26 protein-coding genes are annotated in these 25,389 nt (G+C 66.9%); 7 read left to right on the top strand and 19 right to left on the bottom strand.

The features are described from left to right. Positions 1 to 80 precede the first annotated feature (80 nt). Both E8L99_RS12545 and E8L99_RS12550 read right to left on the bottom strand, forming a co-directional pair. Entirely contained in the window at positions 81 to 851 is a 771-nt protein-coding gene (locus E8L99_RS12545) for a class II glutamine amidotransferase (protein WP_137099857.1), read from the bottom strand. A 7-nt stretch (positions 852 to 858) separates the two neighbouring features. Beyond that, positions 859 to 1,116, bottom strand: coding sequence for a DUF6356 family protein (locus E8L99_RS12550; protein WP_252511098.1), 258 nt, complete (start codon positions 1,114 to 1,116; stop codon positions 859 to 861). A gap of 128 nt (positions 1,117 to 1,244) precedes the next feature. Between E8L99_RS12550 and E8L99_RS12555 the strand changes: the two genes are divergently transcribed. Then, complete coding sequence (locus E8L99_RS12555; RefSeq protein ID WP_137099858.1) at positions 1,245 to 1,724, top strand: Lrp/AsnC family transcriptional regulator; 480 nt, start codon at positions 1,245 to 1,247, stop codon at positions 1,722 to 1,724. 2 nt (positions 1,725 to 1,726) lie between these two features. Here the strand turns inward: E8L99_RS12555 and map are convergent, their stop codons facing one another. The 4 genes from map to E8L99_RS12575 all read right to left on the bottom strand — a co-directional run bounded on the left by map (position 1,727) and on the right by E8L99_RS12575 (position 5,914). Further along, positions 1,727 to 2,476, bottom strand: coding sequence for a type I methionyl aminopeptidase (gene map / locus E8L99_RS12560; protein ID WP_137099859.1), 750 nt, complete (start codon positions 2,474 to 2,476; stop codon positions 1,727 to 1,729). A gap of 55 nt (positions 2,477 to 2,531) precedes the next feature. Further along, on the bottom strand, positions 2,532 to 3,443 hold the full coding sequence (locus E8L99_RS12565) for an MBL fold metallo-hydrolase (RefSeq protein ID WP_137099860.1): 912 nt from the start codon (positions 3,441 to 3,443) through the stop codon (positions 2,532 to 2,534). Positions 3,444 to 3,523: 80 nt separating this feature from the next. Beyond that, on the bottom strand, positions 3,524 to 4,435 hold the full coding sequence (locus E8L99_RS12570) for an FkbM family methyltransferase (protein WP_137099861.1): 912 nt from the start codon (positions 4,433 to 4,435) through the stop codon (positions 3,524 to 3,526). Between the two features lie 45 nt (positions 4,436 to 4,480). Further along, positions 4,481 to 5,914 carry a protein adenylyltransferase SelO family protein gene (locus tag E8L99_RS12575; RefSeq protein WP_137099862.1) on the bottom strand — a complete coding sequence of 478 codons (1,434 nt, stop codon included), beginning with the start codon at positions 5,912 to 5,914 and terminating at the stop codon, positions 4,481 to 4,483. Positions 5,915 to 6,040: 126 nt separating this feature from the next. Between E8L99_RS12575 and E8L99_RS12580 the strand changes: the two genes are divergently transcribed. Beyond that, positions 6,041 to 6,748 carry a hypothetical protein gene (locus E8L99_RS12580; RefSeq protein ID WP_137099863.1) on the top strand — a complete coding sequence of 236 codons (708 nt, stop codon included), beginning with the start codon at positions 6,041 to 6,043 and terminating at the stop codon, positions 6,746 to 6,748. A gap of 6 nt (positions 6,749 to 6,754) precedes the next feature. Here the strand turns inward: E8L99_RS12580 and E8L99_RS12585 are convergent, their stop codons facing one another. The 3 genes from E8L99_RS12585 to E8L99_RS12595 form a co-directional block, all read right to left on the bottom strand. Further along, on the bottom strand, positions 6,755 to 7,762 hold the full coding sequence (locus tag E8L99_RS12585; protein WP_137099864.1) for an LLM class flavin-dependent oxidoreductase: 1,008 nt from the start codon (positions 7,760 to 7,762) through the stop codon (positions 6,755 to 6,757). A gap of 290 nt (positions 7,763 to 8,052) precedes the next feature. Then, positions 8,053 to 8,721, bottom strand: a complete 669-nt coding sequence (locus E8L99_RS12590) for a GntR family transcriptional regulator (RefSeq protein WP_137099865.1) — start codon at positions 8,719 to 8,721, stop codon at positions 8,053 to 8,055. 16 nt (positions 8,722 to 8,737) lie between these two features. Next, complete coding sequence (locus E8L99_RS12595; RefSeq protein ID WP_137099866.1) at positions 8,738 to 9,931, bottom strand: pyridoxal-phosphate-dependent aminotransferase family protein; 1,194 nt, start codon at positions 9,929 to 9,931, stop codon at positions 8,738 to 8,740. Between the two features lie 277 nt (positions 9,932 to 10,208). Here E8L99_RS12595 and E8L99_RS12600 point away from each other — a divergent pair, with 277 nt between their 5' ends. After that, the gene (locus E8L99_RS12600; protein WP_137099867.1) at positions 10,209 to 13,139 is read left to right on the top strand and encodes an FAD-binding and (Fe-S)-binding domain-containing protein; all 2,931 of its coding nucleotides are present in this window, start codon (positions 10,209 to 10,211) and stop codon (positions 13,137 to 13,139) included. 235 nt (positions 13,140 to 13,374) lie between these two features. On the opposite strand, the gene E8L99_RS12605 is transcribed toward E8L99_RS12600, so the two are convergent. The 3 genes from E8L99_RS12605 to E8L99_RS12615 form a co-directional block, all read right to left on the bottom strand. Further along, positions 13,375 to 14,349 carry a Bug family tripartite tricarboxylate transporter substrate binding protein gene (locus tag E8L99_RS12605; RefSeq protein ID WP_137099868.1) on the bottom strand — a complete coding sequence of 325 codons (975 nt, stop codon included), beginning with the start codon at positions 14,347 to 14,349 and terminating at the stop codon, positions 13,375 to 13,377. Positions 14,350 to 14,464: 115 nt separating this feature from the next. Continuing rightward, positions 14,465 to 15,064 (bottom strand): YdeI/OmpD-associated family protein, encoded by a 600-nt coding sequence (locus E8L99_RS12610; RefSeq protein WP_137099869.1) that lies wholly within the window; start codon positions 15,062 to 15,064, stop codon positions 14,465 to 14,467. A 4-nt stretch (positions 15,065 to 15,068) separates the two neighbouring features. Continuing rightward, on the bottom strand, positions 15,069 to 15,878 hold the full coding sequence (locus tag E8L99_RS12615; protein ID WP_137099870.1) for an aspartate dehydrogenase: 810 nt from the start codon (positions 15,876 to 15,878) through the stop codon (positions 15,069 to 15,071). Between the two features lie 158 nt (positions 15,879 to 16,036). Between E8L99_RS12615 and E8L99_RS12620 the strand changes: the two genes are divergently transcribed. Continuing rightward, complete coding sequence (locus tag E8L99_RS12620) at positions 16,037 to 17,020, top strand: tripartite tricarboxylate transporter substrate-binding protein (RefSeq protein ID WP_168201661.1); 984 nt, start codon at positions 16,037 to 16,039, stop codon at positions 17,018 to 17,020. A gap of 7 nt (positions 17,021 to 17,027) precedes the next feature. Here the strand turns inward: E8L99_RS12620 and E8L99_RS12625 are convergent, their stop codons facing one another. Next, positions 17,028 to 17,951 (bottom strand): sugar kinase, encoded by a 924-nt coding sequence (locus E8L99_RS12625; RefSeq protein WP_137099872.1) that lies wholly within the window; start codon positions 17,949 to 17,951, stop codon positions 17,028 to 17,030. Between the two features lie 429 nt (positions 17,952 to 18,380). On the opposite strand from E8L99_RS12625, the gene E8L99_RS12630 reads away from it, so the two are divergent. Continuing rightward, a complete protein-coding gene (locus E8L99_RS12630; protein WP_137099873.1) occupies positions 18,381 to 19,154 on the top strand; it encodes a ferredoxin--NADP reductase in 774 nt (257 codons plus the stop codon). Positions 19,155 to 19,344: 190 nt separating this feature from the next. Next, positions 19,345 to 19,914: a hypothetical protein gene (locus tag E8L99_RS12635; protein WP_137099874.1), complete on the top strand. Its 570-nt coding sequence runs from the start codon at positions 19,345 to 19,347 to the stop codon at positions 19,912 to 19,914. On the opposite strand, the gene E8L99_RS12640 is transcribed toward E8L99_RS12635, so the two are convergent. The 4 genes from E8L99_RS12640 to E8L99_RS12650 form a co-directional block, all read right to left on the bottom strand. After that, positions 19,908 to 20,489 carry a gamma carbonic anhydrase family protein gene (locus tag E8L99_RS12640; protein WP_137099875.1) on the bottom strand — a complete coding sequence of 194 codons (582 nt, stop codon included), beginning with the start codon at positions 20,487 to 20,489 and terminating at the stop codon, positions 19,908 to 19,910. The two genes, E8L99_RS12635 and E8L99_RS12640, sit on opposite strands and share 7 nt — an antisense overlap. A gap of 104 nt (positions 20,490 to 20,593) precedes the next feature. Further along, positions 20,594 to 20,725 (bottom strand): hypothetical protein, encoded by a 132-nt coding sequence (locus E8L99_RS24045; RefSeq protein WP_256371366.1) that lies wholly within the window; start codon positions 20,723 to 20,725, stop codon positions 20,594 to 20,596. Beyond that, positions 20,722 to 21,192 (bottom strand): hypothetical protein, encoded by a 471-nt coding sequence (locus tag E8L99_RS12645; RefSeq protein WP_137099876.1) that lies wholly within the window; start codon positions 21,190 to 21,192, stop codon positions 20,722 to 20,724. Before E8L99_RS12645 ends, E8L99_RS24045 begins: the two co-directional genes overlap by 4 nt. A gap of 85 nt (positions 21,193 to 21,277) precedes the next feature. Beyond that, entirely contained in the window at positions 21,278 to 22,612 is a 1,335-nt protein-coding gene (locus tag E8L99_RS12650; RefSeq protein ID WP_137102097.1) for a TIGR03808 family TAT-translocated repetitive protein, read from the bottom strand. Between the two features lie 156 nt (positions 22,613 to 22,768). Between E8L99_RS12650 and E8L99_RS12655 the strand changes: the two genes are divergently transcribed. Next, on the top strand, positions 22,769 to 23,527 hold the full coding sequence (locus E8L99_RS12655) for a metallophosphoesterase family protein (protein ID WP_137099877.1): 759 nt from the start codon (positions 22,769 to 22,771) through the stop codon (positions 23,525 to 23,527). Between the two features lie 3 nt (positions 23,528 to 23,530). On the opposite strand, the gene E8L99_RS12660 is transcribed toward E8L99_RS12655, so the two are convergent. Both E8L99_RS12660 and E8L99_RS12665 read right to left on the bottom strand, forming a co-directional pair. After that, positions 23,531 to 24,142 (bottom strand): pyroglutamyl-peptidase I, encoded by a 612-nt coding sequence (locus tag E8L99_RS12660; RefSeq protein ID WP_168201662.1) that lies wholly within the window; start codon positions 24,140 to 24,142, stop codon positions 23,531 to 23,533. Next, on the bottom strand, positions 24,139 to 25,332 hold the full coding sequence (locus E8L99_RS12665) for a pyridoxal phosphate-dependent aminotransferase (protein WP_137099879.1): 1,194 nt from the start codon (positions 25,330 to 25,332) through the stop codon (positions 24,139 to 24,141). Before E8L99_RS12665 ends, E8L99_RS12660 begins: the two co-directional genes overlap by 4 nt. Positions 25,333 to 25,389: the final 57 nt, after the last annotated feature.

Raw genomic sequence — 25,389 nt, forward strand, 5'->3', positions numbered from 1 at the left:
GGCCTTTGGCCTCGCCGGGTGTGACGAACGGGAGCAGCCCCATCAGACGAGCTTTTGGGGAGGTGAGACGGCCCCTCGGCTTAGTGGACCGAGAATGGCTCCACATATGGCCCTTCGGGCGTCACCGTCACCCAATGGTTCGGCGGCACCGCGTTCCAGCGCCCGCCTTCGGTGTCGATCGGTTCCGACACCACCAGCCAGCCCTTGGCGGTGCGCCCGCAATAGAGCGTCGGCGGCCGGTCGTCGGAGGAGAACCGGCAGGCATAGATGGTCTGACCATCGGTGAAACAGGCGGTGAATTTCAGGGGCGCGTTGGCGCTGCCCGCCTTCATGGCGGCAAGCACGGTCGACAGCGTCGCGCGCGTGGCGCCAATGGGGTCGTCCTCAAGGCCGTTCGCCCGCATCATCAGGAAGATCAGCTCGGAATCGGTTGCGCCATGGCGCTCGGCATAGAGATGGTCGGGGATCGTCGCCTCAAGCGTCCGCCGCACCCGCGCGAAATCGCCGATCTGGCCATTGTGGACAAACAGCCAGCGGCCGCCGGAAAACGGATGGCAGTTGACCCGGCTCGTGGCGGAGCCGGTGGAGGCCCTGACATGGGCGAGGAACATCCGCGTCTTCACCTGATGGGCGAGCGCCCTGAGGTTCTCGTCCGACCAGGCCGGCATGATGTCGCGGAACACGCCGGGCACGTCGCGCTCGCCATACCAACCGACGCCGAACCCGTCGGCATTGACGCCGGTCTTGGCCTCATGGGCGTGCCGGCTCTGCTCGATCAGCGAGTGGCAGGGCTGGAACAGGAGCTCGTCGACAAAGGCGGGCTCGCCCGAATAGGCCATCCATCGGCACATGCCGGCTTTACTCGGCGGGCTGGATCGCAGCCTCGACCTTGCCCTGCGGCGCGTTCATCCGGGCGTTCATGTCGGCGACCATCTTCTTGACGATGGTGGAGGCCGTCTTCTCGAACAGGAAGGGCAGGAAGGCGTGGACGAAGGCGCAGAACGCGCAGAAGGCGAACGTGCCGGCATAGCCCATGGCCGCGCGGAAATGCTCGAAATAGCTCTCGTTGACGCTCTCGGGATGAGCCATGAAGGCTTTGCGCAGGCGCTCGAACATGAGGGGGGCTCCAGGCTGATGTGACGCTTTGGTAACGATAACTCGCCCTTTGCGGGATGATGTCCCAATCTGGAGTCGCGAGCGTTCTGCTGTGTGGACAAATTCACGCCGAATGATATTTTATTGGGATGTCCTCTCAAGCCTCACCGCTCGACAGCTACGATAAGTCCATCCTCCGGCTGATTCAGCAGGACTCCAGCCCGTCGATCGAGGAGCTGGCAGCCAAGGTCAACCTGTCGCGCAATGCGTGCTGGCGCCGGCTGAAGCGGCTGGAGGACGACGGCTTCATCAAGGCGCGCGTCGCGCTCGCCGATCCGGTCAAGCTGAACCTCGAACTGACCGTGTTCATCGCGGTGCGCACCAGTCGCCACGAAGCCGACTGGGCCGAGCGGTTTCATCGCACCGTGCAGGACATTCCGGAGATCATCGGCGCCTACCGTACGGCCGGCGAGATCGACTATGTGCTGCACGCCCGCGTGCCGAATGTCGCGGCCTATGACCGGCTCTACAAGAAGCTCACCGCCCGCATCGAGATGCAGGATGTGTCTGCGAGCTTCGTGATGGAGGAGATCAAGGAAGTGACGGCGCTGCCGCTGGATTTCGTCTGACGTCAGCCGGGGAGCGTCAGCACCAGTGCGCCCTGGCGGGTGGCAATGACCGTGTGCTCGTACTGGACGGTCAGCGCGCGGGGCTCGCTGTAGAGCGTCCAGGGGTCGTCGCCATCCTCGGCCAGTTCGGCGCCAAGCGACAGGAACGGCTCAACCGTGAAGACCAGGCCTTCGGTGATCATCCGCCGCTCGGACTTGTCCGGCCAGGTCGCGATTTCGGTCGGATATTCGTGCAGGGACTTGCCCACGCCATGGCTGGCGAGATTGCGCACCAGCGTATAGCGGTTCTTCCGTGCGAAGGCGCCGATGGCATTGCCGATCCCGGCGATTGGCCGCCCCGCAGCGACTTCGCCGATACCGGCCCACATGGCGCGGCGACCGTCGCGACAGAGTTTTTCGATGGCCCGCGTGACGGGCGGAACCGCAAAGGATGCACCGGTATCGGCGAACAATCCGGCCTTCTCGGCGGAGACGTCGATATTCACGAGATCGCCGGCCGCGATCACCCGGTCGCCGGGGATGCCGTGGGCGATCTCCTCGTTGACGCTGATGCAGGTGGCGCCGGGAAAGCCATAGGCGAGTTCGGGGGCGGAGCGGGCGCCGGCCAGATCAAGCTCCCTGCGCCCGATCGCATCGAGCTCAGCCGTGGTCATGCCCGGCTCGATCGCCTTGCCCATGGTCGCCAGCGTGTTCGCGACGATCCGGCCGATATCCTTGAGCTTCTGCAACTCGTCTTCGCTGGTGGCTGTCATGCGCGAGGCTTCTAATGCCAATTGGCCGGGGAGGCCAAGTGCGCGCGCAGATGCCTCACACCACCCTGAACGCACCCTTCAGCGCTGGTGCGCCATCGGTGGCCACCAGTCCGCGCTCCACCATATCCTCCAGATGGGCGAAGACGCTCAGGCCTGCCGCGCCCTTCAGCCGGGGATCGAGCCCCTCGTAGATCGCCGCCACAATATCCGGAATGAGGCTGTCTCCCGCCGTGATCCGCCGGATGATCGCCGCCTCACGCTGTAGCCGGTGATGGGCCAGCGCCCGCATGAAGCGCTGCGGATCCTTCACCGGCCCGCCATGGCCCGGCCAGAAGATCTGCTCGTCGCGGGCGCGCAGCTTGGCGAGCGAGGCCATGTAGTCGCCCATCGACCCGTCGGGTGGCGCGACAATCGACGTCGACCAGGCCATGACATGATCGCCCGACAGGAGCGTGTTCTCCTCGCGCAGCGAAAAGGCCATGTGGTTGGCGCAATGGCCGGGCGTGAACACGCCCTCCAGCGTCCAGCCGGGCCCGGAGACAACCTCGCCATCGGCCAGCGCCACATCGGGCCGGAACTCGCGGTCGCCAGAGGCATCCATCGTGTTGGCCTCGCCCTCGTGGAGCGCGCGCGACGCGCGATGCGGCCCCTCGGCATAGACCTTGGCGCCGGTCGCCGCCTTCAGCGCAGGCGTGCCCGGCGAATGGTCGCGATGGGTATGGGTGACGAGGATGGCCTCGACGGTCTCGCCCTTCACCGCCTCCAGGATGGCTGCGTGGTGAGCCGGATCGTCCGGGCCGGGATCGACGATCGCCACCCGGCCGGTCCCGATCACATAGGTGACCGTGCCCTTGAAGGTGAAGGGGCCCGGATTGCCGCAGAGCACCCGGCGGATCAGCGGCGAGAGCTGCTCGGGGCGGCCGGGCACGGCCTCGTCGGCGCGTTCGAAGGGAATGTCGTCGGCCATCGTGCCTCTGGGGGATGCCTTGTCCTGTTGCACCGACCCAACACGAGCACTCGGCCGGTGGCAAGCCGGTCGAACGGGGATCAGCCGATGATGAACCCGCCGTCGAAATAGCAGGCGATGCGGGCCAGGGCCGCTCGGGTCTCGTCCGCGACCGGATCGACGCCCGGCGGCAGAATGCCGGCAAGCTCGGCCGAGGTCATGGCGTTGAGGCGCGGGAACAGGGCGGGGTCCAGCATCTTCGCCAACTGATGGTCCGGATGGGTCGCGTCCTCATGGGCGGGGCCATACTCGCCGAGATGGCGCATGGCCTTCCAGTCGGGCAGGGCCTTCGGCAGCCGCTCGGCCAGCGCCAGACCCTCCTCGGGCATGTAGAAGCGGTTGAGATTGTCGAAATAGACGTCGCGATAGCCTGCGGCACTCAGGATCGGCAGGAAATCCGCCGAGACATCGGCCATCGACCAGGGGGCCACCGCCTCCAGCATGACGACGCGCGGGCGAAAGCGCTGCCAGTCATTGCCGGCCAGCACTTCGGCCTCGGCGCCCTCGACATCCACCTTGAGGAAATCGATCGACGCCGGCGCATGGGCCGCGAAGAGGTCCGCGAGCGTCAACACCGGCAGGCGGTGGGCAGTCGTGGCGATGCCGGCAGCACTCGCCGCGTCGGCGTGCTGGCTGACTGTCGTCGACAGGCCGTGGAACCGGTCGGCTTGGAAGAAGTCGCTCTCGCCGCTGGCGCGTCCGCAGAGTGCATTGACCAGCACATCGCGTGGGCGAACCGTCCGGTAGGCAGCGGCCAGCGGCGCCTGCGGCTCCACCACGATGCCGCGCCAGCCGCGCTCGTAGAACGAGAAACTGACATTGTCGGCCACCACATGGCCGCCGCCGACATCGCAGTAGAAGCCGTCCTGCTGGCCCGCGAACAAGAGCGACAGGTGGTAGTCCTCGAAATTCTGCGCGTAGGAGAGGAAGCCAGGGGCCGTCGGGTCGGACATGCGGGCGCTTTCGACGGTGGGAACGGGACGCGCGAGGGAAGCGCGTCAGCGGGCAGGATGCAAGCCGAAGGCAAGGCGCGCCTGATCGATATGGGCGAGCTTGGCGGTGAACAGGCTCCAGTCGTCCGCCTCCGCAATGGGCGCCCAGAGCTTTTCGACCTCGTCGATGGTCAGTGTCGCGGGAGCAGGCCCGCTGAAATAGACCTCGGCCTCGGGGGTGACGCCGATGGGCTCGTGAGCGGCGAGCGCTGCAAAGAACCGGTCGAACGCCTCGCCCTGGTAGTGCGCAGCCGAGGGCCCGGCGATCGCGAAATCCCGCCGACCGGCGCCACCATGCCAGTCGAAGATCGTGCGCTCGAACGGCGCTTTGGAGTGATGGAGAAACTGGAAGAAGGCGGCGAGCAGTTCCTCATCCGCCGCCTCGTCCTTCGCCATCACGCCGAGACGGCCGGTCGCCATGCGCCGCAGGCGCTCGTTGAAGGCCGGCCCATAGGTCTTCAGCGCGGTTTCGAGGTCAGCGACGGGCGCCACCAGCGTCAGGCATTCGGCGAAGCGCTCAAAGTTCCACGCGACAGCGCCGGGCTGGCGACCATAGGCATAGAGCCCGGTCTGGTCGAAATAGGCTGCGGTGAAGCCCGGCTCGTAATGCGGCAGGAAGCGCCAGGGCCCGTAGTCGAAGCTCTCGCCGGTCACCACCATATTGTCGGTGTTGAGCACTCCGTGGACGAAGCCCGCCAGCATCCATTCGGCCACCATGGCGCCGGCGGCCTTCGCCACGGCTTCCAGCAGGGCAGGGGCTTCCAGAGCAACATCGCCGCCGCGGGCGGCCTGCGGGTGATAATGCCGAACACAATGGCCGACCAGTTGCGCTATCCGCGCCTGATCGTTCTCGGCCAGCAGCCGCTGGAAGGTGCCGAAACGCACATGGCTGTGCGACAGCCGCACCAGCACGGAGGAGCGGGTCGGGGAGGGTTCGTCCTGCCGCTGCAGGGCCTCGCCCGTCTCGATCAGCGAGAAGCTCTTCGACGTGTAGACGCCGAAGGCTTCCAGCATGGCGGTCGCAAGCACCTCGCGCACGCCGCCCTTCAGGGTCAGGCGGCCATCGCCGAAGCGCGAATAGGGCGTCTGGCCTGAGCCCTTGGTGGCGAGGTCGAGCAGTCGACCCTCACCGTCACGCGCTTGAGCGAACAGGAAGCCGCGCCCGTCACCGATCTCCGGATTGTAGGAGCGGAACTGGTGACCGTGATAGCGCAGCGCCACCGGCTGCGGGATGTTCTCCGGCAGCGGCTGGAACCGACCGAAATGGGCGATCCACTGGTCATCGGTGAGCCCGCCGAGCCCGATCCTCTCGGCCCAGCGCTGGTTGCGATAGCGTAGTGTATGGGCGGGAAAGTGCGCGGCCTCGACCGGATCGAAGAATCCGTCGCCGAGGTCGAGATGGGCGGTCGAGGGGGAATAGGCGGGGGATGGGGAGGACATGGGTCTTCTATAGCCGCGCATTGGAATTTGTGCAGGCGTGATCCGGCTTGCGGCAGGTCAATATGTAAATGCGAATATACGCATATAAAAGGTTTGCCCTGCTTCCCCTGCCTTCCGGAGTTTCCGATGCGCCGCCTCATGATGGTGACAATCACTGCCTTGTCCATCTTTGCCGGGGAGGTGGCGGCCGGCCCGTTCCGCGAGGCCGAGCAACAGGTGCAGGCAGCCTATGGCGACTATCGCGCCGCGCTGTCCCGCACCAACCAGAACGACCGCACGGCCAGCTTGCAGGCGATCGACGGCTTCGCGGCCAAATGGGCCGCACTTGTGGCAGTGTGGCGGGCGTCCCCGCCCCCGCAATATGCCGACGATCCGGCGCTCGCCGAGACGCTCACCGAGATTGGCCGGATCAATGAAGAGGCGAAGGCGCTGGCCGAGGCGGGAAAACTCGCCGAGTCCCATGATGTGCTGGAGAAGATCCGTGCACGGCTCGCCGCTTTGCGGGCCCGCAATGGCGTGATCGTGTTCTCCGACCACATGAACGCCTATCACGAGCATATGGAAAAAATCGCAGCTGCACCCTATGACGGCTTCAGCCCGACTGGCCTTCTGGCCTTGCGCGAGGATGTGGCTGTCCTGGCCTACCTCGCGGATGAACTGCGCAAGAACCGCCCGGTGGCCCAGGCTGCTGCGCTCGACGAGGCAATGGCGCCGCTCTTCTCCTCGGTGACGAGCCTGCGCAGCGCGCTGGCGAGCAACGACATCGCTGCCATCAAGGCCGCCATCAAGGCACTCAAGCAGCCCTATGCGCGGATGTTCATGCGCTTCGGCTGAGCGGTCTCACGCCGCCTGTTCGGTGCGTCCCAGCGTCTTCGTCACCTCGTCCAGCAGCGCATACGAGCGCACCCGCGCGTCATGGTCGAAGATCGCGGAGGCCACCATCAGCTCGTCCGCGCCGGTCTGCTCAATGAAGCTTTCGAGCCCGGCCCTGACCGTCTCGCGCGATCCGACGAAGGAACAGGCGAGCATCCGGCCGACCTGCACGCGCTCGGAATGCGACCAGAACGTCTCGATATCGTCGATCGGCGGCGGCAGGTAGCCGCGCGCGCCACGGAAGATGCCGGTGGCGCGCTGCTGCGCCGACGTAAAGAGCCGCTCGGCTTCCGCATCCGTCTCAGCCAGGAACACGTTGCAGCCGACCATGGCGTGGGACCGCTGCAGCTGCTCGGACGGCTTGAACCGCTCGCGATAGACCTGAAGCGCCTGCATCAGGGCATCGGGGGCGAAATGCGAGGCGAAGGCGTAAGGGAGCCCCAGCATGGCGGCGAGCTGCGAGCCGAACAGGCTGGAGCCGAGGATCCACAAGGGCACATTTGTGCCGAAGCCGGGGACGGCACGCAGCGTCTGCTCCGGCGCTGGATCGGCCAGGAAGGCCTGCAGCTCCAGCACGTCATTGGGGAAATTGTCGGAATCCATCGGATCGACGCGCAGCGCGCGCAAGGTGCGCTGGTCGGTGCCGGGCGCCCGGCCGAGGCCGAGATCGATGCGGCCGGGGAACAGCTCCGCCAGCGTGCCGAACTGCTCGGCAATGATCATCGGCGCATGGTTCGGCAGCATGATGCCGCCGGCGCCGACGCGGATGCGTGATGTCGCCGCCGCCACCTGTCCGATGACGATCGACGTCGCGGCGCTCGCAATGCCCACCATATTGTGGTGCTCGGCGAGCCAATAGCGCGTGTAGCCGAGCTTGTCGGCGTGGCGGGCGAGATCGATCGTGTTGCGCAGCGCGTCGCCCGGGCGCTTGCCCTCGGGCACGGGGGCGAGATCGAGGATGGAAAAGGCGGTCATCGGGACACCCGGTCAGGTAACAGCTTCGGCATCAAGGTGGGGCGTCAGGGGCTCGCTGGCAATGCGGTGGGGTGTGCATGGCTGGCATGGCGGGTGGCAATGGCGATGCTGATGTCACCCCACCCCAACCCTCCCCTCGATGAGGGGAGGGGGCAGATTGCGCTGTCGGTTATGTTCCGCGGAGTTCAGGCTCGTCTTTGGGGCGCTTGGGGAAGGTCCGGGCGCGCCATTCTCCCTCCCCTCAACGAGGGGAGGGTTGGGGTGGGGTGATCGCCGCGATCTTGCCAATCCTACCGATCAAGCTGCCTGAGCGCCTCGTGCACCACATCCGCCTTGTGCCGGAGATGCTCGCGCATCAGTGACGACAGGCCCGCCCCGTCGCGCGCGCGCAGCGCCACCATCATCCGCTCATGGTCGTCGATGGCTTCGGCCCAGCGCTCCGGGCTCTTGCGGGCGACGAAGCGCACCGCATGGATCTTCACCATCAGGCTCTGATAGAGCCCCGCCAGCGTCTGGTTGCCGGCCAGCACGAAGATCTGCTCGTGGATTTCCCGGTTGAGCCTGGAATAGGGCACCCACTCGCCGGCCTTCCAGTGCGTGACCATCCGGCCATGCATGGCCTCGAGCTTCCTGAGATCCCGGTCGGTCAGGCGCGCGCAGGCGAGTTCACCGGCCAACGCCTCCAGCATGCCCATGATCGGGAACAGTTCCTCGATCGCGCCGGGCTCGATGCGGGCAACGGTCGCGCCGCGATTGGGGGTGAGCTGCACCAGCCCCTCGGCCGCCAGAACCTTCAGCGCCTCGCGCAGCGGCGTGCGCGACACGCCGAAGGTCTCGCAGAGATCCGGCTCGGAGATCTTCGAGCCGGCGGCCAGCGTCCCCTCGACAATCATGTCGCGCAGCCGCTCGGTCAGTTCCGTGGCGAGTGATCGACGGGCGATGAGGGGATGCTCGTTCATGGGGTGATCCCGCGCCTCACGCCGCCTTTTTCGCGCTCGCCGCCAGATAGTCCATCGCCGCCTGAACGCCGCCCTTGCTGTGCGGCACATTGGCGAGCCCAAGGCCCATCTCGACGCCCGCGAGTGCGCCGACCAGGGTGAGGTCGTTGATGTCGCCAAGATGGCCGATGCGGAAGATCTTCTTCGAGACCTTCGACAGGCCGGTGCCGAGCGACATGTCGAAGGCATCGAGGATAGTGGCGCGCACCGCGTCGGCATCCACGCCGTCGGGCATGACCACGCCGGTTAGCACCGAGGAATAATATTTCGGGTCCTTGCAGAGGATATCGAGACCCCAGGCGGTGACGGCCCGGCGGGTGGCTTCCGCCAGACGGTCGTGGCGGGCGAAGACGTTGTCCAGGCCTTCCTCGTGCAGCATCTTGATCGCCTCATCGAGGCCGTAGAGCAGGTTGGTCGCCGGCGTATAGGGGAAATAGCCGGACTTTCCGGCCGCGATCATCTCGTCCCAGACCCAGAAGCTGCGCGGCAGCTTGGCGGCCTTGGCGGCGGCCAGCGCCTTCTCGGAAATCGCGTTGAACGACAGGCCCGGCGGCAGCATCAGCCCCTTCTGCGAACCCGCCACCGTGACGTCGACGCCCCATTCGTCATGGCGGTAGTCGATGGAGGCGAGCGAGGAGATCGTGTCGACCATCAGGAGCGCCGGGTGCTTGGCGGCATCGATCGCCTTGCGCACTTCGTCGATGCGCGACGTACAACCGGTCGAGGTCTCGTTGTGGACGACGCAGACCGCCTTGAACGTGTGGCCGCTATCGGCGCGCAGAGCCTGCTCGATCTGGCCGGCATCGGCGCCGGTGCGCCAGTCCGAGCCGATGAAGGTCGTCTCGATGCCGAGCTTGCCGGCCATGGTCTTCCACAGCGTGGCGAAATGGCCGGTTTCCACCATCAGCACCTTGTCGCCGGGCGACAGCGTGTTGGCGAGGGCAGCCTCCCAGGCGCCGGTGCCCGACGCCGGATAGATCACCACGGCGCCCTTGGTCTTGAAGATCGAGCGCATGCCGTCGAGCACCGAGAGGCCGAGCTTGCCGAAATCCGGGCCGCGATGGTCGATGGTCTGGCGGGCGATCGCCGTCAGAACGCGCTCCGGCACGGGCGAGGGGCCGGGAATCTGCAGGAAGTGCCGGCCGGCCTTGCGGGGGGCGTTCTGGGCCATGGTTGTCTCCTCACGGACAAACGAGGCCATCGACGCCTCTTGCCAGAATGAATAATGAATGCAAAATTCAAGTCAAGCCGTTTGCGCTGATCGACCTTGGAAGATCGGGTCCACACGTCACCCCCGGCGAGACGCGCCAGCGTCGAGGGAAGGGGGTCCAGGAGCCGGGAGCACGATCCTCGTGGCCCCTGGATCCCCTTCCCCTCGCTGCGCTCGGCCGGGGATGACGTTTGTGCTCCATGGCCGACGCCGAGAAGACGACCGAATAGGAAGAGCGATGACCGAATCCAATCTCCAGTCCCGCCTCGCCGCCGAGGTGCGCGGCGATATCCTGTTCGATCGCTTCTCGCGCGGCCGCTATGCAACCGACGCCTCGATCTACCAGATCACCCCGATCGGCGCGGTTGTCCCCGACACGATGGACGACGCCATCCGCGCCATCGCCATTGCCCGCGAGGCCGGCGTAACAGTCCTGCCGCGCGGCGGCGGCACCTCGCAATGCGGCCAGACGGTCAATTCCTCCCTCGTGGTTGACTGCTCGAAGAAGCTGAATTCCATCCTGGCCCTCGATGTCGCGGGCAGGCATGCCCGCGTTGAGCCGGGCATCGTGCTGGATGACCTGAACCGCCAGTTGAAGAAGCACGGGCTCTGGTTCCCGGTCGACGTCTCCACCGCCTCGCGCGCCACGATCGGCGGTATGACCGCCAACAATTCCTGCGGCGGCCGCAGCCTGCGCTACGGCACGATGCGCAACAATGTCATCGCGGTGGAGGCGGCGCTCGCCGACGGCAACCGCCGCTGGTTTCGAGAGGTCTCCCGCGACGAGGCGCTGCGGAACGATGCCGACACGCTGACCCGCGATCTCCTGACGCTCGGCGCCCGCGAGGCCGACGAGGTCGAGGCGCGGTACCCGAAGGTCCAGCGCCGCGTCGGCGGCTACAATCTCGATGCGCTGGTGCCGAACGGTTCGGCCAACAACATGGCGCATATCCTGGTGGGCTCGGAGGGCACGCTCGCCTTCACCACCGCTGTCGACCTGAAACTTTGGCCGCTTCTCGGCCCCAAGGTCTTCGGCATCTGCCATTTCGGCGCGTTCCACGAGGCGATGGATGCCGCCCAGCATCTGGTGAAACTGAAGCCGATCGCGGTCGAGCTGGTCGATCGCACGATGATCGGCCTAGCCCGCGACATCGCCATGTTCCGCCCCACCATCGAGCGGGTGGTGAAGGGCGATCCGGACGCCCTGCTGGTGGTGGAATTCGCCGAGGAGACCGAGGCCGAAAACCTCCAGAAGCTGAAGGATCTCGAAGCCCTGATGGGCGATCTCGGCTTCGGCTGGGACAGGTCGGGCGCCCGCTTCGGCGGCGTTATCACGGTGATCGAGCCAGCCTGGCAGGCCGCCGTCACCGAGATGCGCTCGTCCGGCCTCAACATCATGATGAGCATGAAGGAGGCTGGAAAGCCGGTCTCTTTCGTCGAGGATTGCGCCGTACCGCTGGCCGATCTCGCCGCCTATACGGCCGGATTGACCGAAATCTTCCGCGCCCATGGCACCGAGGGCACCTGGTACGCCCATGCCTCGGTCGGCTGCCTGCATGTGCGCCCCGTGCTCAACATGAAGCTCGATGTCGATGCCAAGCGCATGCGCTCCATGGCGGAACAGGCCTTCGAACTCGTGCGCAAATACAAGGGTTCGCATTCCGGCGAGCATGGCGACGGCATCGTCCGCTCCGAGTTCCACGAGCAGATGTTCGGCGAGCGTCTGGTGCGCGCCTTCGAGGAGGTGAAGGACCGCTTCGATCCGGACGGCCTCTACAATCCCGGCAAGATCACCCGCGCCCCGCGGATGGATGACCGCACGCTCTTTCGCTATCCGCCGGATTATTCGGGGCTGGAGATCAAGCCGGCGCTCGACTGGTCGGACTATCCCGGCGCGTCACAGGGTTTCCTTGGCGCGATCGAGATGTGCAACAACAACGGCACCTGCCGGAAGCTCGATGGCGGCGCCATGTGCCCGAGCTATCGCGTCACCCGCGACGAGCAGCATGTGACCCGCGGCCGGGCCAACACCCTGCGCCTCGCCATGACCGGCCAGCTCGGTCCGCAGGCCCTGCTGGCGCCCGAGATGGAGGAGACCCTCTCCCTCTGCGTCTCCTGCAAGGCCTGCAAACGCGAATGCCCGACCGGTGTCGACATGGCGCGGATGAAGATCGAGGTGAAGGCGCAGCGTTTTGACGCCTATGGCGCGAAGCTGCACGAGCGACTGGTGGCGCATCTGCCGCGCTATGCCGGCCTCGGTGCGAAGCTGCCCTGGCTTTTGAACCTGCGCGACAAGGTGCCGGGCCTTGCCTGGGCCTCGGAGAAGCTTGCGCAGTTCTCGGCCAGGCGCTCGCTGCCGCAATGGCGCTCGGACGTCTTCCAGCCTTCGGTTGCGGCCGAAGGGCCGGAGAGCGGACCGGAAGTCGTCCTGTTCGCAGACACGTTCAACCGCGCTTTCGAGCGCGAAAACCTCGACGCGGCCGTCGCCGTGCTGAAGGCCGGCGGCTATCGCATCCACCACGCCGTGCCGGCCGACGGCACGAAGCGGAATCTCTGCTGCGGCCGCACCTATCTGGCGACCGGCATGATCGACAGGGCGCGCGCCGAGGCCGAGCGGCTGGTTGAAGCGCTCGCACCCTTCGCCGCGCGCGGCGTGCCGGTAATCGGGCTCGAACCCTCCTGCCTCCTGACGCTGCGCGACGAGATTCCGGCGCTCTTGAAGTCGGACGAGGCCAGGACAGTCGCGGGTCAGGCGGTGATGTTCGAGGAGTTCATTGCCGCCGAGGCCAAGGCCGGGCGCCTCTCATTGCCCTTGAAGCCGGTGGAGACAACGGCGCTGCTGCACGGCCATTGCCACCAGAAGGCCTTCGGCGCCATGGGCGCGGTGGAGGGCACGCTGCGGCTCATTCCGGGCCTGAAGGTCGAGACGGTGGAGAGCTCCTGCTGCGGCATGGCGGGTGCCTTCGGCTATCATGCCGACACGATCGACACCTCATTGGCCATGGCTGAACTGTCGCTTCTGCCCAAGGTGCGGGCGGCGTCGGTAGAGACGATCGTGGTCGCGGACGGAACCTCCTGCCGGCATCAGATCCATGACGGCGCCGGTCGCGAGGCGCTGCATGTGGCCAGGGTTCTGGCGATGAGTCTGGAGGGGAAGGCGGGGATGTGATGGCCCCCCACCCTAACCCTCCCCGCCGCAAGCGGGGGGAGGGGACCGATTATGCCGCCGGTCAGGAGTGAGCCTGAATTCAAGGTTATCAGTCCGGCACTCTTGGCGGCCGCATTTGTCCGCTGCAGTCTCTCCATTCCCCTCCCCCCGCTTGCGGCGGGGAGGGGTCAGGGGTGGGGGGATCGAACCCCAAAGGCGACAGACCTGGAGAGCTGGGAAAGTGAATCCTCGCCCCTCACTCCAGCTTGATGCCGGCGTCCGTGACAACCTTGCGCCAGCGCGCCACTTCGGACGAGACGAACTGCCCGAAGGCCGCGCCTTCCAGCGCCGGGATGTCGGAGCCATTGCGAGCCCAGGCTTCCGCGATCTGCGGTGCGGCGAGCGCGGTGCGGATTTCGCGCTGCATGCGCTCGACGATTGCCGGCGGCGTTCCCTTCACCGCGAAGACCGCATACCAGGTCGAGACGTCGAAATTGGCGAGGCCGGCTTCCGACGTCGTCGGCATGTTGGGGAAGGCGCCGTTGCGCTTCGGCGCAGCTACGGCGAGGCCGCGGATCTGCCCGCCGGTGATCTGCGGCGCCGAGGTGCCGAGACCGTCGAAGATCATGTCGATCTGGCCCGCGACGAGGTCGGCCATGGCCGGGCCGGCGCCACGATAGGGCACGTGGCGGATCTGTGTCTGGGTCAGGAGCTTGAACAATTCACCAGTCAGATGGTGCGTCGTGCCGATGCCGGCCGAACCGTAGACCAGCGTGTCCGGCTTGGCGCGGGCGGCCGCGATCAGCTCGGCCAGCGTATTGACGTTCAGCCGGCGCGGATTGACCACCACCACCTGCGGCGGCTGGGCGATCACCGCGATCGGGATGAAGTCGGTTTCGATATTGTAGTCGAGGCGCGGATAGAGCGACGGCGCGATCGTGTGATGAGCGGCGCCCACGAAGAAGTAATAGCCGTCCGGCTGCTGGCGCGAGGCGAGCGAGGCGCCTGCCGTGCCGCCGGCACCGGCGCGGTTCTCGATGACGATGCCCTGTCCGAGTTGCTTTTCAAGCTGGGCGGCGAGCGGCCGGGCAAAGGCGTCGGTGCCGCCGCCGGCAGCGAACGGCACCATCCATGTGATCGGACGGTTCGGCCAGGTTTGCGCCACAGCGCCGGTGGCCGCGAAGACAAGGGTCGAGAAGGCCGCAAGGGCCGCGAGAAGGGTGCGCTGCATGTTTCCTCCAGCAGGATGTGTCGCGGCTTGGTCCGGGGGGCCGCTGTTCTGTCTGAAGGATGAGACTAGCGCGGGCCGGAGGAGTTGCAAGCCGAATGGGTGAGGCAACCCTCGGTCAATGCCGGCTCTTCTTGCGGCGCGGATGGATCGTCTCGCCGCGCGCCAGCATGGCGACCAGCTTGACGATCCAGCTGGTCCGCGTCTCTGGCTTCTTCGCGGCCGTGACGCGGTGGAGCACGGCATAGCGGTTGGCGCTGTCGAGCGCGCCGAACAGGGCTTTGGCTGGGGGATTGTCGTCGAGCGCCCGTTGCAGGTCGTCCGGCACGGCCATCCGGCTTGGCGGCTCATAGGCGATAGCCCATCGGCCATCGGCCTTGGCTGCCTCCACCTCGGCAAGGCCAGCAGGCTTCATGCGGCCGTCAGCGAAGAGCCTCTCCACCCGGTCGCGATTGAGCGCCGCCCAGATGCTGCGCGGTCTGCGCGGCGTGAAGCGGACCCGCCAGGCCTTGTCGTCGATCGGCTTGGCCTGACCGTCGATCCAGCCGTGGCAGAGCGCGATATCCACGGCTTCGTCACGGCTCAGCGTGACACCGCCAGACCCCTTCTTGGCAAAGACCAACCAGCAGCCGCTCGAACTCGCTCCGCCGGAATCGAGCCAGGCGTCGAAGGTGGCGGCGTCGGAGAAGGTCAGGACCGGGAGGTCGGCTGCCGCCATCAGGTCACGTTCCGATGCGCAGCGGCGCGTTGAGCTTGCGCAGTGCCGCGATCACCGACAGCGCGGTGATCCGCCCGGTCTTCGGGTTCTCCGACGGGATGTTCTCGATCGCCAGCGTCAGCTTGGCGGAGTCGGCGTCGACCTCGATCGAATGGCAGTTCCGCGTGACGCCCGGATCGGCCCAGATGTCGATGGTCGTGCGGTCGGGGCCGATGCCGGCAAGCGACAGGGCGGCGGCGACATTCACATTGGCCGGGAAGCCCTTGGCCGCCTCGCGCGCGGTGCCCGAGAACACCAGCGTCGGCGTGGTCACCTTGTCCATGTCGAGGCCCTTCTCGATGAGATAGGGCGCGCCTTTCAGACCCACCGGCGGCTTGCGCGTGGTCATCTTCACCGAATGGATCGTCCCTTCGGCTGCGGCCGTCACCGCATCGAGGCCGAGCAGTGCGCCGGTCGGCACGATGATCTGGCCGCCATGGGCCTTGGCAAGCTCCATCAGGTGCGGGCGCGGCAACAGCGCGCCGCAGGACAGGACCATCACCTTCTTGCCCGCTTTCAGCATGGGCACGCAGATCTCCTCGATGATCGAGGCCGGTGCGCATTCCACCGCGAGATCGGCGAGCTTGGGGAAGTCCGCGAGATCGACCACCGGGCAGGCAATACCCTCGGATTTCAGCCAGGCCTCTGCCTTGGCGCGGTCACCGGATGCGATCGCGGCCAGTGTCAGGCCGGGCAATGTGCCATCCGAGATGCGGCGGGCGAGCGTCTTGCCGATGGCGCCGAGGCCGGCAATGGCGATGCGGGTGGGGGACATCAGAAAGGCTCCGGATCGAGGGGCTGCGGACCATAAAGGCAAATCCGCAGCGCGCCAGTGGGGTGCGTCATGACGCCCATGCGGCATTGCGCCGGATAAGGGTTTCCCCGTGGCGCCGGCTGGGTCATGATGAAGGTTGTTCCTTTCAGGAGTTGCCCATGTTTGCCCGCCTGACGCGCCGTGCCGCGCTTGCCGCCGCCCTCTTGGCTCTGCCCGCAACCGCCTTCGCGCAAAGCTGGCCGACCCGGCCCGTCACCATGATCATCCCCTTCGCGGCGGGTGGGCCGACCGATGTCCTCGGCCGCGTCATGGCCGAACGCATGTCGCAGATCCTGGGGCAGCAGGTCATTGTCGAGAATGTCGGCGGCGCCGGCGGCATGACCGGCACGGCGCGCGTCGCCCGCCAGGGCCAGGATGGCTATTCCTTCGTCCTCGGCACGGTCGGCACCCATGCGGTGAACCAGACGCTCTACAAGGAGCCGCTCTACAACGCCGCGACGGATTTCGCCCCCGTGACGCTGATCGCCGAGGTGCCGCTGATCCTGATCACCCGAAAGGACTTCCCGGCCAGCAACCTCCAGGAGTTCATCGCCTATGTGAAGGCGAACCAGTCCAAGCTCCAATATGCCTCGGCCGGTGCCGGCTCGGCCGTCCATCTCGGCTGCCTCTATCTCAATTCGGTCATCGCCACGAATGACGTGACCCACGTGCCCTATCGCGGCTCGGCCCCGGCGATCCAGGACCTGGTCGGCGGCCGCGTCGACTACATGTGCGAGATTTCTTCCACCGCTCTGCCCCATATCCAGGGCGGGACGGTCAAGGCGCTGGCGACCATGACCTCGGCCCGTGCCGCCGTGCTGCCGGACCTGCGGACCGCCCAGGAGCAGGGTCTGCAGGGCTTCGAGGCCTATACCTGGAACGCCTTCTTCATGCACAAGGCGGTCGATCCCGCCATTCTGGCCCGTCTGCGCGCCGTCACGATCGAGGCCATGGACACAGCTGCCGTGAGGGATCGCCTCGTGGCGCTGGGCGCGACCATGGCGGTGCCGGATCGTCGCGGCGGCCCCTATCTCCAGCGTCTCGTGGAAAGCGAGATCGCCAAATGGGCCGGCCCGATCCGCGCGAGCGGCGCGACCCAGTAAGCGCTGCCTAAGCCTCGGCCCCCGCCAGCGCGGCGAGCACAGTCGCGCGCCGGGGCAGCGGCGCCACAGCGCCGAAGCCGGTGGCGGAGAGAGCCGCCGCCGCGCAGGCATAGCGGCCCGCGGCGAAGGGATCGCCACTGTTCAGCCATTCCGCGAGGAAGGCGCCGTCGAAACAATCGCCGGCGCCGGTCGCATCCACCGCCTTCACCGGGATGGACGGGATCACGCGCCGCTCGGTGGACGTCGCGATCAAGGCGCCGTCCTTGCCAAGCGTCAGGGCGACAATCTTTGAACCGCCCTCGAGATAGAAATCGGCGATGGCATCCGGCGTCTCGCGGCCGGTCAGCTGGCGGGCATCGTCGACACCGGGAAGCGCGATGTCGGCGAGCGCCATAGCGGCATTGGTGACGGCACGGGCGCGCTCGATCGGCCAGAGCCGGAGGCGCAGGTTGGTGTCATAGGAGACGGTGACGCCCGCCGCTCGCGCAGCCTCTATGGCGGCGATCACCGCATCGCTGGCATTGGGCGAGATCGCCTGCGAAATGCCCGAGACATGCAGGATCTTGGCCTGGCTGATCGCCGCGAGCGGCAGATCGGTGGCTTCGACGCGGGCTGCGGCAGACCCTGCCCGCCGATAGGTGAACTCGTGACCTTCCGGCCCATGGGTCACGAAATAGAGCCCGGTATCGGCGCCGGACCTGAGCCGCATCGCCGATGTGTCGATGCCCTCCGCCTGCCAGAGGTCGAAGAAGCCCCGGCCGAAACTGTCGTCGCCCACCGCGCCGATCACGCCGACGCTGGCGCCGGAGCGGGCGGCGGCAATGGCGCAGTTCGACGTGTCGCCGCCATAGCCGAACAGGTAGTTCGGCTCGCCGGGCCGGGTCTGGTTGAACTCGCCGAGCGGTTCACCGAAGCAGAGGATGTCGGGCATGTCTGGGGCAGGGGCTCTGAGTGCGGAAGTTGCGGCAGCATAGGGCCAGCCCGCGCGAGGGCAACCCGGCTCCCTGAGCCAAGGAGAGTCAGGGCAGCACGGCCGTCGGTTCCGATCTGGTCTTGTCGACATCGCGAACTGGCTCCTCACAAGCGACCAGTTGCATGCGACACCCAGAAGATCGATGGAGCCGCGCCGTGGCTCACGGGGAACGATCCATCTGCGAAAGGGCTGGTCCATGACCCACATCATCTGCCAAAGGCGCCTTCTGCAGCCCGTTTCTCGCTATTTTTCGGGCGTGTACGGTCCGTTCTTGACCCGTCGCAATGACCGTCTCATCCCACACGTTTAGGTCTTGTCAGATTGGTGCGTTGCAGTATCATTTGTGTACGAATGATCTAGCGCGCCTCGCTCCCCAAGGGTCCGCCCATGTCCAACCTGAATTCCGAACGTGTCCTCGAAGTGCGGCACTACACGGACCGTCTGTTTTCGTTCAAGACGACGCGCGACCCGGCGTTCCGCTTCGTCAATGGGCAGTTCACGATGATCGGGCTGGAGATCGAGGGACGGCCGCTCATGCGCGCCTATTCCATGGCCTCGTCCAATTACGAGGAGACCCTGGAGTTCTTCTCCATCAAGGTGGCGAACGGCCCCCTGACCTCAAGGCTTCAGCACATCAAGGTGGGCGACACGGTCCTGGTCGGCCGCAAGCCCACCGGCACGCTGGTGCAGGATGCGCTCCTGCCGGGCAAGAACCTCTATCTCTGCGGCACCGGCACGGGCCTTGCCCCGTTCATGAGCGTTATCAAGGACCCGGACATCTATGACCGGTTCGACAACGTGGTGCTGATCCACGGCACGCGCACGATCTCCGAACAGGCCTATCGCGGCTATATCGAGGACGAGCTGCCGAACGACGAGCTGATGGGCGAACTGGTCCGGGAGAAGCTCAAATATTACCCGACCGTGACCCGCGAGCCCTTCGTCCACAATGGCCGCATCACCAACCTGCTCGCCTCCGGCAAGCTGCAGGAAGACCTCGGTCTCCAGCCGCTCGATCCTGCCAATGACCGCGTGATGATCTGCGGTTCGCCGGCCCTGCTCGCCGACATGGTCAAGATGCTGGAGGAAAAGCACTTCGACGAGGGCGCGATCTCCAAGCCGGGCCATTTCGTCATCGAAAAGGCCTTCGTCGAGAAATAGCTGAAGCGCCGCCGGAACTGGTCGTCCTCGACCGGCGTTGAACCTTTCGCCCTCTCGGCCCGACCCATGCCCGAAGCGCCGATTGCGATGACCCCTTCAGGGGCGTCGCTCGCGGTGCTCGGCCGGGGGCGGTCGTATCAGTTTGCCGTGCCCCGGTTCGCAAGACCGCACGAACCGCATGGGCACGACAATGAATTCCGAGACCGAAGCCGGCACATCGCCTGAAGGCGGGGCCGCAGAACCTCCCGAACCTCGGCGGTCCAGGCCCTGGACGCGGATCCTGGCGGCCCTTGGTCTCGTCATCGTGGCCGGCGGCGGCGTCCAGCTGATGCGCGAGAGCGAGCGCACCCGCACCACAGCGATGCTGTCCTACGAACTGCGCCTCAGCGGCGATGCCGTTGGCCCGGCGCTGCTCGGCGGCGACCACGACGAAGGCCGCTTGCTGGTGGAGCTCATCTCCGACATGCACGGCATTGCCGCGGCCGACGGTCCGCGCTGGACCCGCGACGAGGGCAACCGCATGATCGTTTCCGGCCGCTTCCCGCTGACCAAGGCCGGCAAGCCCGAGGCGATCGTCGTCTCGCGCGCCCGCATCAGCAATTTCCGCTTCGGCCTCGACCTGCCGCCCAACCCCGCACCGACCCATGGCTTCGACGGCTGGCGCCGTGCCGACGTCGCCTTCAGCCCGGATGGGGAGCCGATCACCGCCGGTCTGGAGCAATATGAGCTGCGGCTGCGGATCGAGCGGAAGCTCTACTGAGACGGCTCAGCGCCGAACCTGGCTTGCGCATTCAACAGGTCGATATCAGCCCACACCCGATGTTCGCCGCGGGCATAGGCCTCGGCATTCTTGGCGTAGAGCCAGGCGTTGAAGCGGTTGGCCCGGCTGTTGTCGCGGCTGGCCTTCACCACGGCCGGAATGCCGGCGACGATCGAATTCGCCGGCACGATCGTGCCTTCCTTCAGGAAGGCGCCGCCGGCAATGATCGAATTCTCGCCGATCACCGACCCATCCATAATGGTCGCGCCGATGCCGACCAGCACATTGTCGCCAAGCGTGCAGCCATGCAGCGTGACGCGGTGGGTGATCGAGCAATTGGCGCCCACGATGGTCGGAAAGCCCGATCCGACATGGATCATCACGAAGTCCTGGACGTTCGACCCCTCGCCGATCACCACCTCATGGGCTTCCGCGCGGATGACGGCATTGGGCCAGACCGAGACGCCGGCCCCAAGCCGCACCTTCCCGTAGATCTGGGCACTCGGATGGACAAAGGCCGCGGAATCGATCGCCACATGGGCGCTGGTCAGCGGGAAGGCCGGGCCCGGCAGCATAGGGGTCGCTCCGTCTCAGGCGGCAGCGCCGGCTGGCGCACGCGATGAGGCGCGACCTTGCCCGCCGGGCTTTTGCCGGGCAAGGCGGCCGATAGGGCGATGGATCAGGAGCGGGCGGGCGCGACCGGCTCGAGCCAGGTGACCGAGAACGTTTCGGCGACCTCGGCGTCGAAGCTCGCCTCGGGGCTCAGCGGCGGAGCGGTGAGCGTCGGCAGGTCCTGCTCGTCGCGGATCATGGCTGGGTCCTCTCGGTCGGCCGCGGCGTCGAGCCGGTGGATCGTGTGCTGGCCTGGTCGGCCATCTGGAAGAACAGCGCGCGCATCACCGCGGCATTCTCCATTTCGGGCAGCGCGCGCAGGTGCGGATAGAGTTGGTCGAAGGCGTTTTCGAGCAGGCTCGCCACCACGCCGGTGCCCTGCGGGATCTCGTCGGCGGCATAGCTCGCCAGCGCATTGCGCCCGGCAAGCGCTGCGATCTGGATCAGCACGCGCTCCTCGATCTCACCGGTTGCGCGCTGCTGTTCGCGGGCGAACGTGGCGCAGGCGTCGAGCGCGCGCATGCTGGCGGTGCGCAGTTCGGCATCGGCCACCATGGCTTCGGTCGTGTAGGTTTCGGTCAGAGTGGGCGCGCAAGCCTCCTGGGCCGCAGCAGGAAGCGCGGTGATCAGCAGGGCGGCGAGGGCGGTCGGGATCAGCGCGCGCATGGGCGCCTCCGTCTGGATGAATTATCCGGTCGGAGGACGGTGGACTGATCCGGTTAACGAGGGATTAATGGTCGGTGCGGCGCACTCACCGCACCCGGTTGCCCGCCACGGTGAGCTGCGCGAACCGCCCGACGCCGTCACGCGTCATGTCGCCGGTCACGGGCCGCTTCCACTCCATGCCGACTACTGCGCCGCGGCTCGCGCCCTGCACCAGATTGTTGGCAACCAGTGCTTCGCCCGCGCCCGGCGCCACCGACACGGCGATGCCGACCGGCGAACCCTTGATGACATTGGCGGTGACCGAGAGGTCGCGCATGTACTGGCCCCAGCCGAGCCAGATGCCGGCGGTCGGCGCCCCCTCGATGATGTTCGACGAGATCGCCGCATCGGCTTCCGCCGCGATGCCGATGCCCGAGGCATCGTTCGGATCGGTGCCGGCGGGGCGCTGGCCCACGAGGTTGCGGATGATGTTGCCGTGGATGTTGGCGAGACGGCCGCCATGGTTGAAATTGGTCGCGACGATGCCGAGTGCCGCGCCGTCGATGATGTTGTTGGCGACCACCGCGCCTTCGAAGCCGAATTCGACATAGATGGCGACCTCGCCGAGCGAGGCGCAATTGTTGCCGGTGATCGAGATATTGGCCGTACCATTGGCGCGGATGGCGGAGAAGGCCGCGCCGCGGATGCGGTTGCCCGAGATGGTCACATTGCCCGCGCGATAGACATTGATGGCATTGCCGTTCTGGCCGGAGCCGCCGTCGCGCGCGCCAATCTCCTCGATGCGGTTGCTGTCGACGATCGTGCCGTCGTCGCCGGCATTGGTGCGCCAGACGAGAATGCCGTTGTTGGCCGCCGAGCGGATGGTGTTCTGGCTGATCGTCAGCCCGGCCGAATCAAGCGCCACCAGCCCCGCCTTGGCGACACCGGAAATGGTGTTGCCGCGGACCAGGCCCTCGATCCCTTCCAGCACCAGGCCGTGATGGGTGGAACCGGCAATCTCGCAATCCTCGACCCGCACCGAGCGGCCCTGATGCAGCGAGATCAGGCCGCGCCGGTCGGGCAGGGGCTTGCCCTGACCGTCGACCACAAGGCCCGACAGCGTGATCTGGTCGGCGCGCGGCGCCACCAGGCAGCCTGTGCCGCCCTGGAACAAGAGGCGCGTCTGACCACGCACGCCATGGATATGCGCGCCTGCGGGAATGCGGATCTCGCCGACCTTGTAGGTGCCGGCGGCGAGGCTCAGCGGCATGCGCGAGCCGGCGGCGGTATCCACCGCACGCTGGAAAGCGCGCGTCTGATCGTCGGAAGCGCCGGGGCGGAGGCCAAAACCTGTCCCTTCCAGCACGGCAGCACGTGCCGAGGCGGGGACCGCGAGAACAGCGGCGCTGGCAAACAGGAACGAGCGGCGATTAAGCGACATGGGCAGCGACATGGGGCAGCGCCTCCGGGCGGTTGACGTCAGAAGCGCAAGCGCCGTGCCGTGAGAAGCTGTGCCGGAATGGGAGGACGGTCTGCGCCGGCGTTGATTGTGTCGTCCGGCTTGAGCCATCAGATTTGGCACCAGGAGATTCCCCCCATGCGCCTCGCCGTCATCGCCGATATCCACGGCAACGTCCTCGCCCTCGACGCGGTTCTGGCCGACATCGCCGCGCGCGACCTCACCCGCATCGTCAATCTCGGCGACTGCGTCTCAGGGCCGCTCTGGCCGCGCGAGACGGCGGAGCGACTGATGGCGCTGGATCTGCCGACCGTGCGCGGGAACCACGACCGCTGGGTAGCGACCGAGGATCCGGAGAAGATGTATTTCTCCGACCGGTTCGCGCTCGACGAATTGCCGGCCGAAGCCATCGCCTGGCTCGGCGGCCTGCCCACCATGCTCGACCTCGATCTGGCCGGCGTCGGCATCCGGGCCTTCCACGCGACGCCCGCCGACGACAATCGCTATCTGATGGAAGACGCGACCGGCGGGCGGCTGGTCCAGGCCGGCGCCGAGTCGATGCGCCATCGCCTCGGTGATCCCGGTTCGGCGCGCCTCGCGCTCTGCGGCCACAGCCATCTTGCCCGGCTCATCGAGCTTGAGACCCCGGCTGTCACCCTCCTCAATCCCGGCAGCGTCGGCTGTCCGGCCTATTCCGACCCGACGCCGCCGGAGCCCCATGTCTCCGAGGTCGGCTCGCCCCATGCCCGCTATGCGATTGTCTCCGCAGCTGATGGCGCGCTCACCAGCATCGACATGGTCGCCGTGCCCTATGACTGGAAGGCCGCCGCCGCGCGCGCCGCCGAACTCGGCCGCCAGGACTGGGCGAGGGGACTCACCTCGGGCTTCGCCAAATAGCGCTCAGGCCATGATCGCGCTGGCCGCGATCACCGCGGCGTCGGCGAGATCGGCTTCGGTCAGCCGCCGCGTGAAGTCGCCACGCGCCGAGGGGCCGGACCTGAGCGGCAGCGGCACATGGACGAACAGCGCGCGCGCCGTTCGTCCGGCAGCCACCGCCTCTAGCGCGTGCCAATAGGAAAAGTTGCAGAGGTATTGGCCGGCACTGTCCGACAGGCGCGCGTTGAGGCCGGCCTGCCGGAGCGTCTCGGTCAGCGCCAGCGTGCGAAAGCCGGTGGACTTCCGGTAGGGCTCGCCATCGGCGATGTCCGGCCGCACGTGAAAGACACCCGAGGCGTCCGGCACCCGGCGCGTCGTCACATTGTGGGCATGGCGCTCGATGCGGAGATGGCCGGTGCGCCCGGCCAAACCGAACAGCAGCACGGCATCGGGCTTTGCGAGATCGATCAGGCGCGGCAGGTCGCGCTCCACCTCGGTGTAGACCGTGTTGAACACATGCGGCACCACCCGGATGCCCGGCAGGCGCGCCCGCGCTACCGCCTGCACCATGGCGGGCGTCGGGTTGCGCTCCCAGCCGGGAAAGGGGCCGAAGCCGGTGACAAGAAGGGTCTTCACGTCAGCCACCGCGTCAGCCGCGTCACTGCCTCTTCCATATGCTCGGTCGAGCCGGCGAACGAGAAGCGTATGGCGCGCATGCCGCCATAGGGGTCGAAGTCAGGCCCCGGCGTCGCGGCAACGCCGGTCTCGGCCAGCATGCGCCGGGCAAAATCGAGCGAGTCATTGGTGAGGTGGCCGATATCGGCATAGATGTAGAAGGCGCCGTCCACCGGCAGAAGCCGCGTCAGCCCGGCCTTGGGCAGGCCCTCGAGCAGCACCTTGCGGTTGGCCGCATAGCCGGCCTTGATCACCTCAAGCTCCGCGTCGGCATCGAAGGCGGCCAGAGCCGCCATCTGGCTGAGCTTCGGCGCCGAGATGAACAGGTTCTGCGTCAGGCATTCGACCGCCCGTGTCAGGCTCTCCGGCACCACCATCCAGCCGATCCGCCAGCCGGTCATGCAGTAATATTTCGAGAACGAGTTGATCACCACGACATCGTCGGAGGTCTGAAGCGCGGTGGCGCAGGTCATGCCGTAGGACAGGCGATGGTAGATCTCATCCGAGATGAAGCGGATGCCGAGATCCTGCGCCGCCTCGATCAGCGCAGAGAGCGCCTCCGGCGTCATCATCGTGCCGGTCGGATTGGCGGGGCTGGCGATCAGCAGGCCCTTGAGCGGCTTCTTCGCGTGCTCTGCCGCCAGCATGTCCGGCGTGATCGCGTAGCGGGTGGCCGCCGTCGTCTCGATGAACACGACCTCGCAGCCCAGCGCCTCCAGGATGTTCTTGTAGGCCGGGTAGCCCGGGCTCGCGATCGCCACCCGGTCGCCCACCTCGAACAGAGCGAGAAACGACAGGATGAAGGCCGACGACGAGCCCATCGTCACCGCGATGCGGGAAATCGGCACTTCGACGCCATGCGCCTCGGCATAATAGCGGGCAATGCGCTGGCGAAGCTCGGGAATGCCCAGCGCCAGCGTGTAACCGATCTGGCCCTCCATCAGGGCGTCCGCCGCCGCCTTGCGGACCGACATCGGGGTCGGCGCCGCCGGCTGGCCGACCTCCATATGGATGACGCTTCTGCCCTCGGCCTCGGCCTTGGCGGCATCGGTCATCACGTCCATCACGAGGAAGGGCGCGACCGAGCCGCGCTTGGTCGGCGTGATCAGCGGGCGCGCCGCCCGGGCTCGGGCAATCAGGGCATCGGACATGGGCATCCTCGTCATCGTTTCGCCCGCTTGGCCTGTAACAGGATGTTGGCGGGGGAA

The organism is Phreatobacter aquaticus (assembly GCF_005160265.1).
Classification (GTDB): Bacteria; Pseudomonadota; Alphaproteobacteria; order Rhizobiales; family Phreatobacteraceae; genus Phreatobacter; species Phreatobacter aquaticus.

Excerpts from the sequence above, each read along its gene's own strand:
- E8L99_RS12545 (WP_137099857.1), bottom strand. The coding sequence starts at position 851 with ATGTGCCGATGGATGGCCTATTCGGGCGAGCCCGCCTTTGTCGACGAG.
- E8L99_RS12550 (WP_252511098.1), bottom strand. The coding sequence starts at position 1,116 with ATGTTCGAGCGCCTGCGCAAAGCCTTCATGGCTCATCCCGAGAGCGTC.
- E8L99_RS12555 (WP_137099858.1), top strand. The coding sequence starts at position 1,245 with ATGTCCTCTCAAGCCTCACCGCTCGACAGCTACGATAAGTCCATCCTC.
- map (WP_137099859.1), bottom strand. The coding sequence starts at position 2,476 with ATGACAGCCACCAGCGAAGACGAGTTGCAGAAGCTCAAGGATATCGGC.
- E8L99_RS12565 (WP_137099860.1), bottom strand. The coding sequence starts at position 3,443 with ATGGCCGACGACATTCCCTTCGAACGCGCCGACGAGGCCGTGCCCGGC.
- E8L99_RS12570 (WP_137099861.1), bottom strand. The coding sequence starts at position 4,435 with ATGTCCGACCCGACGGCCCCTGGCTTCCTCTCCTACGCGCAGAATTTC.
- E8L99_RS12575 (WP_137099862.1), bottom strand. The coding sequence starts at position 5,914 with ATGTCCTCCCCATCCCCCGCCTATTCCCCCTCGACCGCCCATCTCGAC.
- E8L99_RS12580 (WP_137099863.1), top strand. The coding sequence starts at position 6,041 with ATGCGCCGCCTCATGATGGTGACAATCACTGCCTTGTCCATCTTTGCC.
- E8L99_RS12585 (WP_137099864.1), bottom strand. The coding sequence starts at position 7,762 with ATGACCGCCTTTTCCATCCTCGATCTCGCCCCCGTGCCCGAGGGCAAG.
- E8L99_RS12590 (WP_137099865.1), bottom strand. The coding sequence starts at position 8,721 with ATGAACGAGCATCCCCTCATCGCCCGTCGATCACTCGCCACGGAACTG.
- E8L99_RS12595 (WP_137099866.1), bottom strand. The coding sequence starts at position 9,931 with ATGGCCCAGAACGCCCCCCGCAAGGCCGGCCGGCACTTCCTGCAGATT.
- E8L99_RS12600 (WP_137099867.1), top strand. The coding sequence starts at position 10,209 with ATGACCGAATCCAATCTCCAGTCCCGCCTCGCCGCCGAGGTGCGCGGC.
- E8L99_RS12605 (WP_137099868.1), bottom strand. The coding sequence starts at position 14,349 with ATGCAGCGCACCCTTCTCGCGGCCCTTGCGGCCTTCTCGACCCTTGTC.
- E8L99_RS12610 (WP_137099869.1), bottom strand. The coding sequence starts at position 15,064 with ATGGCGGCAGCCGACCTCCCGGTCCTGACCTTCTCCGACGCCGCCACC.
- E8L99_RS12615 (WP_137099870.1), bottom strand. The coding sequence starts at position 15,878 with ATGTCCCCCACCCGCATCGCCATTGCCGGCCTCGGCGCCATCGGCAAG.
- E8L99_RS12620 (WP_168201661.1), top strand. The coding sequence starts at position 16,037 with ATGTTTGCCCGCCTGACGCGCCGTGCCGCGCTTGCCGCCGCCCTCTTG.
- E8L99_RS12625 (WP_137099872.1), bottom strand. The coding sequence starts at position 17,951 with ATGCCCGACATCCTCTGCTTCGGTGAACCGCTCGGCGAGTTCAACCAG.
- E8L99_RS12630 (WP_137099873.1), top strand. The coding sequence starts at position 18,381 with ATGTCCAACCTGAATTCCGAACGTGTCCTCGAAGTGCGGCACTACACG.
- E8L99_RS12635 (WP_137099874.1), top strand. The coding sequence starts at position 19,345 with ATGAATTCCGAGACCGAAGCCGGCACATCGCCTGAAGGCGGGGCCGCA.
- E8L99_RS12640 (WP_137099875.1), bottom strand. The coding sequence starts at position 20,489 with ATGCTGCCGGGCCCGGCCTTCCCGCTGACCAGCGCCCATGTGGCGATC.
- E8L99_RS24045 (WP_256371366.1), bottom strand. The coding sequence starts at position 20,725 with ATGATCCGCGACGAGCAGGACCTGCCGACGCTCACCGCTCCGCCGCTG.
- E8L99_RS12645 (WP_137099876.1), bottom strand. The coding sequence starts at position 21,192 with ATGCGCGCGCTGATCCCGACCGCCCTCGCCGCCCTGCTGATCACCGCG.
- E8L99_RS12650 (WP_137102097.1), bottom strand. The coding sequence starts at position 22,612 with ATGTCGCTTAATCGCCGCTCGTTCCTGTTTGCCAGCGCCGCTGTTCTC.
- E8L99_RS12655 (WP_137099877.1), top strand. The coding sequence starts at position 22,769 with ATGCGCCTCGCCGTCATCGCCGATATCCACGGCAACGTCCTCGCCCTC.
- E8L99_RS12665 (WP_137099879.1), bottom strand. The coding sequence starts at position 25,332 with ATGTCCGATGCCCTGATTGCCCGAGCCCGGGCGGCGCGCCCGCTGATC.